The organism is Candidatus Nanopelagicales bacterium (assembly GCA_030700225.1).
In the GTDB taxonomy this organism is placed as follows: Bacteria; Actinomycetota; Actinomycetes; order S36-B12.
The window spans coordinates 22,101-36,581 of sequence record JAUYJT010000061.1; the positions used below are offsets into that span (position 1 = coordinate 22,101).

Consider the following 14,481-nt stretch of genomic DNA (forward strand, 5'->3'; position numbering starts at 1 on the left):
CGTCGGTCAGACTGGTCAGACTACTCCACAGGAGGCGGACCGATGAAGATCGCGACTCGCGTGAAGCCGGGAGCGGCACGTGCTCGCGTTGGCGGGGAGAGCTCGGAGGGCGAGCTTGTGATCGCGGTCACTGAGCGTGCCGTCGACGGTCAGGCGAGCGAGGCCGCGCGGAAAGCGCTGGCGCGAGCGCTCGGGGTCGCGCCCAGTCGCGTGCGATTGGCTCGCGGAGCACGGTCGAAGATCAAGCTTTGGGAGGTCGACTGTGAGCCAGGCGAGATTGTGGCCAGGGTGCGTGCTCTGCGCAGACAGGACCTGACCGGCAAGCCGGGCGGCGTCGCCGGGGGCGGGGAATCGTGCGCGCCCGCTTGATCGGATGGCAGATAGTTCCTACACTACGGGGTCTGCTGCGTTCGGCGAATCGGAGAGTCATGGCCAACGGGACCGTCGGTCGTCTGCGCCGAGCGGTGTCTGGTGCCGCCAGCCGGGTCGCGTCACGTGGTCGGGGCGCCACCGAAACGACGTCCGCCGCGCCGGTAAAGAAAGCACCGGCCACGAAGCGCAGGCCAGCGAAGAAACCCGCACCAGCCAAGAAGGCCGCACCGGTGAAGAAGCCCGCGCCCGTGAAGAAGGCCGCGCCCGCCAAGAAGGCCGCGCCCGCGCCCGCCAAGAAGGCCGCGCCCGCCAAGAAGGCCGCGCCGGTGAAGAAAGCCCCACCCGCACCCGCCAAGAAAGCCGCACAGGTAAAGAAAGCCCCAGCCGGAAAAGGTCTCCTGCCGACTCGTCCGGGCGAGAAGCCATGGACCAAGGCGGAGATCGAGGCCATGAGGCAGGAACTGGCCGATGACCTGATCGGGCTGGACGAGGAAATCGAGGCGCTTGACGCCGACCTAGCCGAGTTGATCTCGGAGGGATTGGACCGGGCCGGAGACGACCCCGGGGACGCTGGAAGCAAGTCGTACGGGCGCGAGAGCGAGATGGCAATTGCCGACAACGTCCGGGAGATGCGCGATCAGGTGCGCATGGCTATCGAGCGCCTAAACTTCGGCGGTTTCGGGATCTGCGTGTCGTGCGGTGAGCCGATCGGCAAGCTGAGGCTGCGCGCGTTCCCGCGGGCAACGATGTGTATGGATTGCAAGCGCCAGCAGGAACGGCGCTGAGCACCGGAGCTGACACGCCAACTGACGTAGTCTGATGAGTCATGATCACCCCGGCCACCAAAGTAACCCGGCGCGGTCTCGCCTGGGTCCTGGCCGTAGCGGTAGTCGTCGTGGGTGTAGATCAGTTCACCAAGTGGCTCGCCATCAAGCACCTGGAAGGCCATCAGCCAGTGGAAGTCCTGGGCGACTTCCTGCGGCTGTCATTCGCGCGCAACTCTGGGGCGGCCTTCAGCATAGGGACGGGGCAGACCTGGATCTTCACAGTCATCGCTGTTTGCGTCGCGATCGGGATCCTATTCGCGGCCACGCGTGTCACTTCAGTGTTGTGGCTAGTCGACCTGGGGTTGCTGCTTGGGGGAGCGGCCGGGAACCTGGTGGACCGCGCGACCCAACCCCCTGGGTTCGGCATTGGTCACGTCGTCGACTTCATCCAGCTTCCGAACTGGCCCGTCTTTAACGTTGCCGACATGTCCGTCGTCATAGCTGCGTGCGGATTGGTGGCTCTGACGGTATTCGGGGTGCCCGCAGCTCCGGCGAGCTCAGACCCAGAGCCTGCCCAGGACGGACTGGGCGGCGTCTTGACCGCGCCGGACGGAGAAGCAGGGTGACCGAGCGCCGGTTTTCGGTGCCGGAAGGGCTAGAGGGCGAACGCATCGACGCGGGGTTGGCCCGCCTTCTGGGGCTGTCCAGATCGAAAGCCGTGGATCTGATCGGCCGCGGGCTGGTACGTCTGGACGGCGCGGCTTGCGGGAAGTCTGACCGGATGAAGGCAGGGGACTGGCTGGAGGTGCAGATCCCGGATGAGCCAGCGCCGACCAAGCAGGCCCAGCCCGTACCGGGACTACGAGTTCTCTACGAAGACCGTGACCTGATAGTCGTGGACAAGCCGATCGGAGTGGCGGCGCACGCCAGTCCCGGCTGGGAAGGGCCAACCGTTGTCGGCGGACTGGCTGCCGCTGGGTACCAGCTGTCTACGTTGGGCGCGGAGGAGCGGCGGGGCGTCGTTCACCGTTTGGACGTTGGAACCAGCGGGGTGATGGTTGTCGCTCGCAGCGAGAACGGGTACAGGGACCTTAAACGCCAGTTCCGGGACAGAACCGTGGTCAAGATCTACCACGCCCTTGTCCAAGGGCACCCGGACCCTTCGTCAGGCACGATCGACGCCCCGATCGGGCGGCACCCACGTCATGACTACAGGTTCGCCGTCGTCGCTGGCGGCAAGCCGAGCGTGACTCACTACGACACTGTGGAGGCGTTCCGATTCGCCAGTCTGCTCAGGGTTCGGCTGGAGACGGGCCGGACTCACCAGATCAGGGTGCACATGTCAGCGATTCATCACCCGTGCGTAGGTGACCTCACCTACGGAGCTGACCCGGAACTGGCCGCGCGTCTCGGGCTGACTCGGCAGTGGCTGCATGCGGCAGAGCTGACCCTGCGACAGCCATCGAGCGGCGAGGAGCTCACCTTCCGGTCCGACTATCCCGATGATCTGGCCGAAGCGCTCCGTCGTCTCTCGGACTGACACAGCGGGCGGCGCCGAGTCACCAGGAGCCGCCCCCTCCGCCTCCCGACCCACCACCTGATGAGAATCCCCCTCCACCGCCGCCGGACGAGGACTGTGTCGCGCTGTAAGCGGCGACCGCGCCGGTCGACACTGACGCGACTCCGTAGGAGAGCGCTCGGCCCACGTAGTACGTGCTCATGGCGTTGCGGTACCCAACATCGTCGGTCGCCATTCCCACGTCGGGCTTACAGGCCTCGGCCCAGGTGTCCGCGCAGCCGAGCGCGACTGCCCAGGGCAGGTACTGAAGGAAGTACTGAACCTTCAGGCTGTAGTCGAATCTCTCAACTGAAGCCTTGGTCGACAGGGCAGTGCGCAGTCCGCAAACCGCGTCTCGGTTGTGCAATCCCTCGGGGCTTAGCGTCGTGGCGAGGTCGCGACCTGACCACAGGCCCGCTATGGCCGGAATCGCGAACAGCGCGCCCAGGGCTTGGGATTGCGAGGCGACTAGCGCCACGAACGCGATCGACGGAAGAAGCGCCGAGATCACGTGCAAGGCTTGGCCGGATCCCGACTTGGTGGCCTGGCCGGACGCGATGGCCGCAGCGGTCGATTCACTCTTAACCGCGGACATGGTGGACTGAATGATCTGCCCCATGGCCACGGATTTCGACTCGATGCGCTGCGAGCTACCCGGAACTCCTAAGCCAAGGTTGGTCAGGAGCGTCAGCGCGCCCGTCATGTCGGTGGGCATGGGGGCTTCAGTGCGTTCGATGTTGATCCAGTCAGGCTTCTTCTTGGTGTTCATCTTGCTTGGGTCCACAGTCAGCTTCAGCACGCCGGCTGTTGACAACTGCAAGAGCAGAGCCTGGAAAGCGTCATCCACTGGCTTCTCATCCGCGGTCCACGTCAACTGCAGGATGTCGGGACCGGGTGCGACGAACGACGGCGCCTGGCTCGCTGCAGGTTCCTTGCGCTTGCGGATCTGCCAGTAGAGCAGTGCCGCCGCTCCGAAGCCAAGAAGGATCAGCAGTGCTTGCACAAGAGGCTGAGCCAGCGGTCTCTGTGCGTCGGCGACCGGGGTCGCGGTGAGGCCGGTCGGCGCGAATGTGGCTTTCCATGTAACGGGGGACTGGCGGGGGAGCGGACCAAGCTTCTGCGTGTAGGTGTCCTTCCCCGCGAGCTGTGGGGTGCATTCTCCGGTGTCGGTGATGCAGCGCAACCCGGTCGGCGGAGCCGGCAGCTTGGCTGTGATCGTTGCCGACTGCATCGGCATGGTCCACCCAACCCCAATGACGTCCCAGTACCACTGGTAGTCGGGGGAATCGGGGATGGTCGTGATGGCACCCTTCGCCGACGTCGTGATGCGGTAGTGATTCACCGTGCCGCGCTTGTACGTCACGGCCGCGCTGCCGATTTTCGCCACCAGAAAATCGTTCTCGTAGTAGGTCGTGTACGGCTCGGGGGCGCACTTCCCCGCCTCTGAGCACAGCTCGATCTTCTTGATGGTGACGGGGTGGCGCACGTTCGGATCGACGCTGTTCTTCTCGTCGAAGAAGCGGAAGATGCCATGCTTCGTCTCAGTGAACCTGACGTCGAGCGTCTCGACGGAGTTCAGATCCCCGGTCGGGGACAGGTCATACGCAACGTCGTAGCGCGAGATGATTGAAGTGTCGCTAGTGCTGGCTGACGAAGTGATCTGCGAAGTGATGTTCACTAGGGCCGGGAACGCCAGGATTGCGATCCACACAGCGATGACCGCGAGGATGCGTAGTACGCGCGAGCGGTATGCCAGGTATGCGATTACGACGGCCGGTACCGCCACCCAGAGCCAGTCCATGGCGGGCTAGAACTCGACAGTCGGGGGCTTGATGGTCTCCTCAGCCGCCATCGTCTCGATGACACGAGTGCCGCTGACGTCGAGTATGTCGAAGTACTCGCGCTTGCTTTCGTGCATGGCCGATGCCGCGATGTTGAACGGGACCGTCTCGATCTTGGTGTTCCATTGGCGGACGACGTCGTTGTAGTACTGCCGACTGAAAGCGATGCGGTCTTCTGTGTCCACGAGCTGCTGCTGCAGTTCGCTGAAGTTCGTTGAGGCTTTGAGGTCTGGATACCCCTCGGACAGTGCGAAGAGGTTCTTCAGGGCTCCCGACAGAGCGTTCTCCGCCCCCGCGGCCGCTGCGGGCGAGCCAGCGGCCTGGACCGCGGTGTTGCGGGCCTCAGTCACAGCTTCGAGCGTGCCCTTCTCATGAGTCGCGTAGCCCTTCACCGTAGAAACGAGTGTGGGAATGAGGTCGTGCCGCCGCTTGAGCTGGACGCTGATCTGCGCCCAGGACTCATCGACCTTGTTGCGCACCGATATCAGTGAGTTGTAGATGATCACGCCGACGATCACGATCAACACCACGATCGCCAGCAGGACAATGACCCAAACCACGGCTTCCTCCAGGTTTCGACGCTTGGTGTTCTGTGAGTCATTCTCCACCGCTGAGCACATTGATGCCGCATTGGGAGCTTGTGAGTTCCGGCTCGCATAGGGTGGCCCGGTGACTGACGTGTGGACGCTCGCCGAAGTAGTCGCTGTTGTTGAGAGACGCTTCGACCCCAATGTCGCCGAGGAATGGGACCGCGTTGGGCTTGTTTGCGGAGATCCCCATCAGCCCGTGACGTCGGTGATGTTCGCGGTAGATCCATTGCGGCCAGTCGTCGACGAGGCAATTGAGTCGGGGGCCCAGCTGCTGGTGACCCATCACCCGCTGCTCTTGGCGCCCGTCCACGGAGTACCTGCCACTACCGCCAAGGGCAAGATCGTGCATGACTTGATTCGCGCCGGTTGTGGTCTGCTGACCGTTCACACGAACGCGGACGTTGCCACCGATGGGGTTAGCGATGCCATCGCAGATGCGATCGGGCTCGTCTCGAGGCGCCCGATCCGTCCGATTCCGGACCGCAGCATGGTCAAGATCGTTGTCAATGCGCTTCCGGGTAATGCCGAGGCCGTGATCGATGCGATGGCAGATGCTGGAGCTGGCCGAATTGGCGACTACGACCGGTGTGCCTACTGGGTTGACGGGGCAGGGCAGTTCCGCCCGCTCCCCGGTGCCGTCCCGCACGTTGGAAGCGTCGGTCAGACAGAGCTCGTGTCGGAGAGGAGGGTCGAGATGGTCGCACATGCCGACTTGGTGCCCGCGGTCGTCGAATCTCTGCGAGAGGCACACAGCTACGAGGAGCCGGCCTTCGATGTCATCGATCTGGTCGACTTGCCTGGCGGCCGGGGACTCGGGCGGGTCGGCACGCTGGAGTCAGCGATGACGGTTACCGGCTTGGCCAGGAGACTGAGTGCCGTGCTTCCCCTGACGGCCCATGGCGTGCGAGTCGCGGGCGACCCTGACGCGGAAGTTCGCACGGTGGCCGTTTGCGGCGGGGCCGGGGATTCCCTCCTGGGTGAAGTGCGCCGGATCAACGCTGACGCGTATGTGACCGGTGACTTGCGGCACCATCCCGTTACAGAGCATCTCGCCGATGGAGGTTGTCCCGTGGTGGACATCTCGCACTGGGCCGGTGAGTGGCTGTGGCTCCGCCACGCGGCGGACTTACTGCGTGCGCAGGCGGCATCTGGGGGCGTGAACCTGGAATGTCGGGTCTCGGACATTGTTACCGACCCTTGGACACTGCACGTTGGGAGCACCGTATGAAGGCTGATCCGTCTGCTCAACGGCGGTTACTCGATCTGCGGGACATCGACGGGAGTCTGTTGCGGCTACGCCACAGGGTGCGTCAGTTGCGGGAGGATCCGCGCGTCCGAGATCTGTCGGGGCGTGAGGGGGACATCAAGAACGAGCTGGTCCGTGTCGGCGCCGAGGCCCAGGACCTTGTCCGCCTGGTCACCAGGGCGGAGGATGAGACGGCCCGAGTACGGCAGCGGGCGAAGCGGGACCGCGAGATCGCGTCGTCGGGGGTGGGGGCACGCCAGCAACAGGATCTGCAACACGAGCTGGCGACCTTGGCGCGGCGAGAGAGCGAGCTTGTGGATGCCGAACTGGAGCTCATGCAACGGCAGGAGGACCTGGCCACGATTATCGCGCAGCGTACCGGGCAGCTCGAGAAGCTGGGTCTAGAGCTGAAGGAGGCTGTCGAGGCACGAGATGCCGAACTGGCCCGGCTCGGCAGTGACGAGCGCGAGTTGGCGGCGCACAGGGCTGAACTTGTGTCTGGGATTCCGTCCGAGCTGGTGGGCGCGTACGAAGGAGTCAGGGCTGAACGGGGAGTTGGCGCGGCCGAGCTTGAGGGGAATCGGTGCATGGGTTGCCGACTGGATCTCGCGCCCATGGAAGCTGAACGGATCAGGTCTGCCTCGCCCGACGAGGTGGAGTTCTGTGAGGAATGCGGCTGCGTTCTCGTGCGGTGAACCTGTGCGTTGAGGCTGTCGCGGTGTCCGGGTCCCTCCATCCCCTCCGCCGCAGAAACGGCCGTTCCGGCCAAACGCGCCCTTTCGGGTACAGGCGCGCCCGTTGCAACGGTAGTTTCCTTGCGTAACGGGCGCGTTTGTCAGGAACGGCCGTTTCCGCAGTGGGGGAGCCGCGCTGCGGGGTGGTGGCACGGCCCAGGAGCGGTATCCTGGCGAAGGATGAGCCAGCCGGGCAGTCGCGGCGCCTTAAACGTGGCGTCGAGGAAAGTCCGGACTCCACAGGGAAGGGTGGTGGGTAACACCCACCCGGGGTGACCCGCGGGACAGTGCCACAGAAATCAAACCGCCGGCCGTTAGGCCGGTAAGGGTGAAACGGTGGTGTAAGAGACCACCAGCGGCTGGGGTGACTCAGTCGGCTAGGTAAACCCCACCCGGAGCAAGGCCAAGAGGAAAGACCGAGAGGTCTGACTGCGCGAACGATGAGGGCGTCCCGTCCGAGTTCGCGGGTGGGCCGCATCAGGTTTCCGGTAACGGAGGCCGCAGATGGATGGCTGCCGTCGGCTTCGGTCGGCACAGGATCCGGCTTATAGGCTGGCTCATCCCCCAAACACGCTCTGACTAGGTGTGATGGGGGCCAGATCTGCGACGATGTCATCATCAACTACCGTGAGCCGATGGCGATGGGAGAGCGAATGTCATATCGAGTAGTTCGCAACGCTGCTGTGTCAGCTGCCATAGCCGTGGCCCTGCTGATCCCAGCTGGAGCGATCGCTCAGGCCGCTGATGCATCCGGTTGCTCGGGTGAGGTGGTCTCCTCCGGCGCTGATCGGGGAGTAATCGACACGGTCACCCTGCCTGGCCCCGGCGGAACGAAGGACGACCCGTTCCGAGTGGATTCCAGTGGTTCGGTCGCTTGGAAGGGTAAGACCGCGAGCGTGATCACCGGCGGATCCTGGTCGGTGACCATCATGGGGATACCGTTCCGCAGCGGCACGTTTGACAACGAGGCCGGTGACGACAGCTCCAGCGGTGTGCAGGACTTGTCCGTGCTCCCAGCTCCTGTGAAGTGGTTCCTGATGGGTTCCGCACGGATTCCGGTTTCGGGCACCGTGAGCGGATCTGGCGGCACTTGCACCGCCAGCATGTACATCTCCGGATCAGGTTCTGCGACATTCTCGCCGCTGTTCCTGGCGGGTATCACGATGGCGCTCCTCGGCTTCCTCGGGCTTGTGGCGATGTTCGCCGGGACGAAGGTCGTTGGCATCGCAGCGGCTCCAGCCTCGCCGCCCCCGCCTCCCCCGCCGCCCCCGCCTCCGCCGCCGCCCGGACCTGGAGCAGTCGCATGAACACGAAAACTCGACGCCGCCCAATCCTGGGCTTCTTCTCCGGGCTCGTATTCGCGATCGGTATCTCGCTGCTGCTGTTCGTCTACGGCGTGCTTCCGATGACTGTGGTGTGGCTTGGCTTCGTCGCGTTAGCGGGTGCCGTCATCGGTGTCGTGCTGGCATACATCGCACCGGCCAGGGAGCCCGCGGACGGCGCGAGCACAGAATCCGCCTAGGGCGCCTGGATGTCGGCCGTCCGTGCCAACTTTCGGACCCGGCGGCGTGACTTCAGGTAGAGCCAGGGGCCTGCCACGAAGCCTCTACGTTCGGCCCTGACCAACTCCCTGGGGTACTCGTTCGTGCGAGATTGGTTCTTCTCCGAGTTGAGCGAGAACATACGCCGAATGCCCCGGGGAACCACGCGCAGCAGACGCAGCTTGGCGCCGCGCAGGTGTAGGAACTCGCGGAACAGGTAGGCCGACAGGCCTGAGCCATACGCGGACATCTGCTGGCTCAGTGCGTCTACGCTCTGCCGGTGGAAGTGGCGCACCATGGCTCGCGGCTCGTAGACGATCGTTCCTCCGCTGGCGATCACTCTCAGGAACATGTCGAGGTCCTCGCCGCCGCCAGCCGGAGTGCCAGCGCCGAGAGCCTCATCGAATCCGCCGAGTGCCCGCAGAGCCTCGGTCCGAAACGCCATGCTATTGCCGCTACCGAACAGGCCAGCCGAGAACGGGAACAGTCCGCCTCCGTCGCCTTGGGGCCCGAGTCTCCAAACGCTTGAGTCGGTCGTTGCGGTGCTCCAGACCGTGCGCTTGTACCCCTTGGTGAATCCTGAGCCCTCCTCGAAGAGTTGCTCAGCCTCCGACAGCAGCGAGCCAGGCAAGACCAGTCCCGTCACAGAGGTGACTCCCAGGTCCTCGCTGAACGTGGCCGCCGTCGAGCGGAGCCAGCCCAGGTCCACGATGGCATCGTCGTCCGTGTACGCGATGAGATCGACGTCGGCTGCGAGCGCGGACCACAGTGCTGCGTTACGCGCGAACGACAGCCCAACCCGATGCGCAGGAAGCAGGAGGAGCCGGGTGTCGGCGATCTCGGCCACTACTCGGGCAGCGGCGCCCGACGAGGGCGCGTTGTCCACTACGACGACCGAGAAGTCGCCGACGTAGTCCTGTGCCAAGAGCGCACGGATGCTGGCGGGCAGCATCGGATGCTGTCCCAGAGTGCATACCACGACGATTGCGCTTGGGGCTGGGCCTACGATATCCAGCCTGCGCGCGCACGCGCTGATCGGCGCCCGGCATGCAGTCACGAGGTCGTCCGCACACTCGATTTCGTCCGCCCTCACGTGCTCGGCGATCTCATCGCCAAACATCCCGCAGGCATCCTCACGCCAGGCGTCCGGTCCAGCGGGGACGCGATCTGGCTCGACAAGTAGCCCGCCCAGCGGCTCGGAATGAAGCCGAACGGTCAGGTGTAGTCCAGCGCCGACCGGGACACCATGAGGTTGGCTTGGATTCGACAGCTCCAGGTCTGCACAGAGCAAGGGCCTAAATCCCGCACCGGCTGAAGTAGTCATTCCCGAACTCCTCGCTGAACGCAGCCTGCTACGAACCCAGTTGACTAGTATCTTGGCCCGCCGGGATGCCGCTCGCGGTGCCAGGATACGACCATGCAGCAGGAAGCCAGACCGCTAATGCTGGTCAACGCTGCGAGCCTGGCATCGGCGACCATTCTGACTTCCGGGCTGGGCGTTGTGTTCTGGGCACTCGCGGCGCGGCTCTATGATCCGGCCGGGATTGGGCTAGCGAATGCTCAGATCTCGTCCGCGACGCTGGTCGCGACCTTCGCTTCGCTGAACCTGGGCAGCATGCTGCTGCTCTACCTTCCCCGGGCTGGCCGTCACACCCGCTGGATACTGGTTCGTGCCCATGTCGTCGTCATCGCACTGAGCTTCGTAGCGGGCGCACTGTTCGTGGTGCTGGGACTCGGCGAGGACTACCTGTCCGATCCAGTGTCGATCGCGGTCTTCATCGTCGCGGTCCCGTCGCTCGCGATCTTCATGGAGCAGGCGGCGATCCTTCTGGCGATGGGGGCGGGCCCTGCCGTCACCGTCGAGAACGCTGTCTTCGCGATCGCCAAGATGGCCCTGCTGCCCGTATTCGCGGGCCTGGCTTTGGCCAGTGGGATCTTCGCCTCGTGGATTGTTCCGAATGTCCTGGTCGTGGTCGCCGTCGCGTATTTCACATTTGGCAAGCTGGTTCCGCGCCAGGAGCGGGCGGGTGAGAGCATCGAGCTTCCGCCCAGGCGGCATCTCTGGCCGCAGATGATCAAGCTCTACCTGAGTTACGTCGCTAGTCAGCTGACGGTCCTGGCCATTCCGCTGGTCATCATCTCCACACTGGGTGCGCAGCAGAACGGCTACCTGACGATGGCGTGGTTGATCGGGGTCGCGTTCGGCGCCCTCATCGTCAACATCACACAGTCCTTCAGCCAGGACGTTCGCAAGGGCCATGCGATCACGATGGTGGCCCTGAAGCGTCTGGCGGTGATGCTCGGCGTGATAGGAATCGGCGGAGGGGCGATCACGGTGATCGCCGCCCCACTGATCCTCCACATTATGGCGCCCGGCTACGCATCGGCCAGCACCGGCGTGCTGCGTCTGATCGGTATCGCCGTGCCGCTTCAGGCGATCTGGTTGGCCATGGCGGCGTTCCTGTGGTTGGAGGACCGAATCGGCTGGTTGGCGATCGGCAGTGGAGCGATCGCGGCTATCGCCATGGGCTGCACATTCGTGTTGGCTCCGGTGCTTGGAATAGCGTCGGCCGGCGTGGGCAGTCTGGCTGGCTTCGGCTCTCTGGCGCTGGTGAGCATAGTGCCGCTGATATGCAGAGTTCGGCGCGTGAAGGCAGGTCACGGCGACGACTGGGTCTGGACTGGTGACCGTCCGCCTACGCCCTCATCCTGAGCCGCGCCCACTCCTGCGCTGTCGCCAACTCCACTTTCGCTCGTGAAACCGACGCCCAGCGGTTGCCGAGCCACCCGCGTCTGTACTCGATGATCTCGAGCGACTGCCGTCGGCGCAGCAACAGCGCTGACCTGGACGGCGAACAGGGAAAAGGGAATTGCAGCACTCGGTGGTACTCGCCATGGCGCACCTGGGCGGGCACCGGGCGCGGCCCCATGTCCAGGATGTGGAGGTACGCGCCGACGAAGTCCACGCCACAGGCCTGCAAAGCGGGCCAGGACCCGAACGCGCGGGCGTTCAGATCGATCAAGTAGGGGTTGCCGCGGTCGTCGATCACCCAATCGGCATTGAAGAAGCCTGTGTAGCCAATCTGTTCGACCAGTCGCCGCGTTAGACCCTCGATGCTGGGGTGAGACGTCACAGCCGCCAGAAGCGGCGGCCCTTTGGGATCGGTTGGCTCTGGATGTGAGAGGTAGGCCGCGGAGACGATCAAGTCTCCTTCCCGGGCGACCCCACCGGACTTGACCAGGCCCGTGCCGTGGAACGCCTGGACGAAAGGCGTGTCGCCCGACAAGGACGTCAGGTCATCCCAAGCGCGCGCGAGCTGATCAGCGTCTTCCGCGACACGCACTGCGGTGCCCGCGAATCCGGTCCTAGCCTTCACCACGACGGGGAAGGACCGTGCCGTCGGCCGGTCCCAAACTCGGGGAGTGGGAATGCCGAATCTCGCGACTGTCTCAGCCATCACCCACTTGTCGTACAAGACGGCGGGGTCGATCTGGCTTCCCACCCGTCGACCCAGAGCGGCAACCGGATTCGGCGCCGAGGCCACCGCTCGCGCCAGATCATCATGCGCTTGAACATCGACCACGTCGGTCCCCACTAGCGCGGGAAGATCAGCGTCCGGAATCGTTGCTGCCTGCCCCGGACGAGATCCCGGCACCACGAGTCTGCGCGGTCGGCCGTAGAGAGGCACGTCGAGTTGTTGCTGTGCGCGCAGGCGGGCCCCGCCCGGGCGGGCGGTCACGTGGCGCACGGCGAAGCCACGCATACGCAGGACTCCTGCCAAAGCGGAGAACGCTTCCCACGTGTGTCCGTCGACGAACAGAACTGCGGGCTTCTCGCGCGACATTCAGGCGGTCCCTTCCGAGTCCCGGCGCGCTCTGTCCAAACCGAAACTTCCGGTGATGAGCGCAACATCTGAGGGGTGGCGTTGTAAGGCTGTGCTCACCTACGCTGGTTGTGGGTGAGCCGCACGTGACTCATCGTAGGCGGATCGCCCGATCGCTGACGATCGAACTGGAGAAGTGAGATGTTCGGAAAACGCAAATCTGCCAGGCGTCGACGCGGCGAACCTGGACAGGATGGTGACACCGTGTCCGCACTGCCGAAGTACGAGCGCCGGCGTCCGGCGCGCGTAAGGCGGCCCTCCAATCCGCGCGTAAGTGTGATCGTGCCAGCGATGAACGAGGCCGCCAACATCCCCACCGTCTTGCCCGCCCTTGCTGACTATCACGAAGTGATTCTGGTCGACGGCCACTCGACCGACGGCACTGTCGAAGCTGCGCGCCTGGCTCTGCCAAGCGTTCGTGTCATCGAACAGACCCGCACCGGCAAGGGAAACGCCATGGCTTGCGGATTCGCGGTGGCAACTGGCGAGGTGATCGTGATGTTCGATGCCGATGGCTCCGCCGATCCCGCTGAGATTCCATGTTTCGTTCAGGCGTTGGTGGATGGGGCGGACTTGGCTAAGGGAAGCCGCTTCCTGGACGGCGGCGGCAGTGAAGACATCACACGCTTCCGCCGGTTGGGTAACTCAGGCCTGAACGCTCTCGCGAATGTGCTGATAGGCAGGCACATGACCGACCTTTGCTACGGCTACAACGCGTTCTGGGCTGATCAGCTGTACCTGATCGACCTGCCCGATACGAACGCCGAGACCGACGAACCAATGCTGCCCGGCGACGGCTTCGAGATCGAGTCCCTAATCATCGGCCGGTTCGCCCTGTCTTCGGCGAACATCACGGAAGTTCCAAGCTTCGAGCGTGTACGTCACTACGGCACATCCAACCTCAACTCGGTTCGCGATGGCGTCAGGGTTCTGCGGACGATCCTCGAGGACAGGATGTACGCGAGGCGCATCCGCAGGCTCGCGCACCGCAGGCAGTCGCAGAACCGTCCGGCCCCAGCCATTCCGGGCTGGGTCAGAAGCTGAACGCCGCCACTCAAGATGGCGGAAGATCGAAGGGTCGCCGACACCGGCAGTAGAAAGACCGGGTTGCCCAGATCGTGGGCGATTCTGCTTGTCCTGACAGCGGTTCTGATCTTGGCCGGTGGCTTCCAGTCTGTGGGAGTGATCAACCTCGCTGGGGTGGCGGGACCGGTATCCGGTGGTGGCAAGGTCTCCAGCGAGACGACCGGCTGGACACCCATCTACCGGGAGGACTTCGATACTCCCGCGCCGCTGGGCTCGTTCCTGGTCACCTACGGATCCACCTTTGGCGCGTACCCGTATCCCTGGGCTGACACCAGCCGGAGCCTGCGCTCCGACCCCGGGTATTACCACCCTGGGAAGACCCTGTCCGTAGCTGACGGTGTCATGGATGCCTGGTTGCACTATGACGCTGAGCTCGGCCGTGTGCTGGTCGCGGCCCCGTACCCGAAGTTACCCAAGATGAGGTATGGACGCTTCGCGCTGAGGCTGCGTGCGCCAGCCGTTCACGGGTACCGAATCGCACCGATGCTCTGGCCGGACTCCGATCGTTATCCCACCGACGGCGAGATCAACATGCCAGAAGGAGGGCTGGCGCGCCGCGAGTTCGTCGCCTACGCTCACTACGCCCAGCCGACTGGGACTCCAGGGCCGACGCAGGACATCATCCCGACTGGCGTGAATGGTGAGGATTGGCACGTCTACGAGATCGCCTGGTCGCCGGGCAAGGTGGAGTTCTTCGTCGACGGTGAGAGCATCGGGGCCAGCACTCATGCCGTACCCGACAAGCCGATGCACTGGGTGTTGCAGTTCGAAACGCTGCTGAACACGGAGTCTCCGTCGCGCAGCGCCGAAGCTCACGTTTACGTGGACTGGGTAGAGGCTTGGAAATGGGACGGCTAGCAGT

General features: G+C 64.4%; 15 protein-coding genes and 1 other RNA gene. 12 read left to right on the forward strand and 4 right to left on the reverse strand.

Annotated elements, in window-relative coordinates; all coding sequences use genetic code 11:
• Window positions 1–42: 42 nt before the first annotated feature.
• Genes Q8P38_09580 through Q8P38_09595 form a run of 4 tightly spaced genes read left to right on the forward strand, consistent with a single transcriptional unit; the run spans window position 43 to window position 2,679 of the window.
• Complete coding sequence (locus tag Q8P38_09580) at window positions 43–369, forward strand: DUF167 domain-containing protein (protein ID MDP4014852.1); 327 nt, start codon at window positions 43–45, stop codon at window positions 367–369.
• A gap of 59 nt (window positions 370–428) precedes the next feature.
• Entirely contained in the window at window positions 429–1,157 is a 729-nt protein-coding gene (locus Q8P38_09585; GenBank protein ID MDP4014853.1) for a TraR/DksA C4-type zinc finger protein, read from the forward strand.
• Window positions 1,158–1,198: 41 nt separating this feature from the next.
• The gene (lspA, locus tag Q8P38_09590) at window positions 1,199–1,765 is read left to right on the forward strand and encodes a signal peptidase II (GenBank protein MDP4014854.1); all 567 of its coding nucleotides are present in this window, start codon (window positions 1,199–1,201) and stop codon (window positions 1,763–1,765) included.
• Window positions 1,762–2,679: an RluA family pseudouridine synthase gene (locus Q8P38_09595; protein ID MDP4014855.1), complete on the forward strand. Its 918-nt coding sequence runs from the start codon at window positions 1,762–1,764 to the stop codon at window positions 2,677–2,679. The genes lspA and Q8P38_09595 overlap by 4 nt, the downstream gene beginning before the upstream one ends.
• 19 nt (window positions 2,680–2,698) lie before the next feature.
• Here Q8P38_09595 and Q8P38_09600 read toward each other — a convergent pair whose 3' ends face one another.
• Both Q8P38_09600 and Q8P38_09605 read right to left on the reverse strand, forming a co-directional pair.
• Window positions 2,699–4,498 (reverse strand): DUF2207 domain-containing protein, encoded by a 1,800-nt coding sequence (locus tag Q8P38_09600; GenBank protein ID MDP4014856.1) that lies wholly within the window; start codon window positions 4,496–4,498, stop codon window positions 2,699–2,701.
• Window positions 4,499–4,504: 6 nt separating this feature from the next.
• Window positions 4,505–5,146: a LemA family protein gene (locus tag Q8P38_09605; GenBank protein ID MDP4014857.1), complete on the reverse strand. Its 642-nt coding sequence runs from the start codon at window positions 5,144–5,146 to the stop codon at window positions 4,505–4,507.
• 61 nt (window positions 5,147–5,207) lie between these two features.
• On the opposite strand from Q8P38_09605, the gene Q8P38_09610 reads away from it, so the two are divergent.
• From Q8P38_09610 to Q8P38_09630, 5 genes are all read left to right on the forward strand, one after another.
• Window positions 5,208–6,356: a Nif3-like dinuclear metal center hexameric protein gene (locus tag Q8P38_09610; protein ID MDP4014858.1), complete on the forward strand. Its 1,149-nt coding sequence runs from the start codon at window positions 5,208–5,210 to the stop codon at window positions 6,354–6,356.
• Complete coding sequence (locus Q8P38_09615) at window positions 6,353–7,069, forward strand: C4-type zinc ribbon domain-containing protein (protein ID MDP4014859.1); 717 nt, start codon at window positions 6,353–6,355, stop codon at window positions 7,067–7,069. The genes Q8P38_09610 and Q8P38_09615 overlap by 4 nt, the downstream gene beginning before the upstream one ends.
• Before the next feature lie 220 nt (window positions 7,070–7,289).
• Window positions 7,290–7,672: RNase P RNA component class A (gene rnpB, locus Q8P38_09620), an RNA gene on the forward strand.
• Window positions 7,673–7,761: 89 nt separating this feature from the next.
• Entirely contained in the window at window positions 7,762–8,415 is a 654-nt protein-coding gene (locus Q8P38_09625) for a hypothetical protein (protein MDP4014860.1), read from the forward strand.
• Window positions 8,412–8,630: a hypothetical protein gene (locus tag Q8P38_09630; protein MDP4014861.1), complete on the forward strand. Its 219-nt coding sequence runs from the start codon at window positions 8,412–8,414 to the stop codon at window positions 8,628–8,630. The genes Q8P38_09625 and Q8P38_09630 overlap by 4 nt, the downstream gene beginning before the upstream one ends.
• Here Q8P38_09630 and Q8P38_09635 read toward each other — a convergent pair.
• Window positions 8,627–9,973 (reverse strand): glycosyltransferase, encoded by a 1,347-nt coding sequence (locus tag Q8P38_09635; GenBank protein MDP4014862.1) that lies wholly within the window; start codon window positions 9,971–9,973, stop codon window positions 8,627–8,629. The genes Q8P38_09630 and Q8P38_09635 overlap by 4 nt on opposite strands.
• A 93-nt stretch (window positions 9,974–10,066) precedes the next feature.
• Between Q8P38_09635 and Q8P38_09640 the strand changes: the two genes are divergently transcribed.
• Window positions 10,067–11,362: a hypothetical protein gene (locus tag Q8P38_09640; GenBank protein ID MDP4014863.1), complete on the forward strand. Its 1,296-nt coding sequence runs from the start codon at window positions 10,067–10,069 to the stop codon at window positions 11,360–11,362.
• Here Q8P38_09640 and Q8P38_09645 read toward each other — a convergent pair.
• Complete coding sequence (locus tag Q8P38_09645) at window positions 11,346–12,494, reverse strand: ATP-grasp domain-containing protein (GenBank protein ID MDP4014864.1); 1,149 nt, start codon at window positions 12,492–12,494, stop codon at window positions 11,346–11,348. The genes Q8P38_09640 and Q8P38_09645 overlap by 17 nt on opposite strands.
• 243 nt (window positions 12,495–12,737) lie before the next feature.
• Between Q8P38_09645 and Q8P38_09650 the strand changes: the two genes are divergently transcribed.
• Together Q8P38_09650 and Q8P38_09655 are read left to right on the forward strand one after the other, a co-directional pair.
• A complete protein-coding gene (locus Q8P38_09650; protein ID MDP4014865.1) occupies window positions 12,738–13,577 on the forward strand; it encodes a glycosyltransferase family 2 protein in 840 nt (279 codons plus the stop codon).
• Window positions 13,578–13,592: 15 nt separating this feature from the next.
• On the forward strand, window positions 13,593–14,477 hold the full coding sequence (locus Q8P38_09655; protein ID MDP4014866.1) for a glycoside hydrolase family 16 protein: 885 nt from the start codon (window positions 13,593–13,595) through the stop codon (window positions 14,475–14,477).
• Window positions 14,478–14,481: the final 4 nt, after the last annotated feature.

Coding starts and splice junctions, on each gene's coding strand:
- Q8P38_09580 (MDP4014852.1), top strand. CDS start 43: ATGAAGATCGCGACTCGCGTGAAGCCGGGAGCGGCACGTGCTCGCGTT.
- Q8P38_09585 (MDP4014853.1), top strand. CDS start 429: ATGGCCAACGGGACCGTCGGTCGTCTGCGCCGAGCGGTGTCTGGTGCC.
- lspA (MDP4014854.1), top strand. CDS start 1,199: ATGATCACCCCGGCCACCAAAGTAACCCGGCGCGGTCTCGCCTGGGTC.
- Q8P38_09600 (MDP4014856.1), bottom strand. CDS start 4,498: ATGGACTGGCTCTGGGTGGCGGTACCGGCCGTCGTAATCGCATACCTG.
- Q8P38_09615 (MDP4014859.1), top strand. CDS start 6,353: ATGAAGGCTGATCCGTCTGCTCAACGGCGGTTACTCGATCTGCGGGAC.
- Q8P38_09625 (MDP4014860.1), top strand. CDS start 7,762: ATGTCATATCGAGTAGTTCGCAACGCTGCTGTGTCAGCTGCCATAGCC.
- Q8P38_09630 (MDP4014861.1), top strand. CDS start 8,412: ATGAACACGAAAACTCGACGCCGCCCAATCCTGGGCTTCTTCTCCGGG.
- Q8P38_09635 (MDP4014862.1), bottom strand. CDS start 9,973: ATGACTACTTCAGCCGGTGCGGGATTTAGGCCCTTGCTCTGTGCAGAC.
- Q8P38_09640 (MDP4014863.1), top strand. CDS start 10,067: ATGCAGCAGGAAGCCAGACCGCTAATGCTGGTCAACGCTGCGAGCCTG.
- Q8P38_09645 (MDP4014864.1), bottom strand. CDS start 12,494: ATGTCGCGCGAGAAGCCCGCAGTTCTGTTCGTCGACGGACACACGTGG.
- Q8P38_09655 (MDP4014866.1), top strand. CDS start 13,593: ATGGCGGAAGATCGAAGGGTCGCCGACACCGGCAGTAGAAAGACCGGG.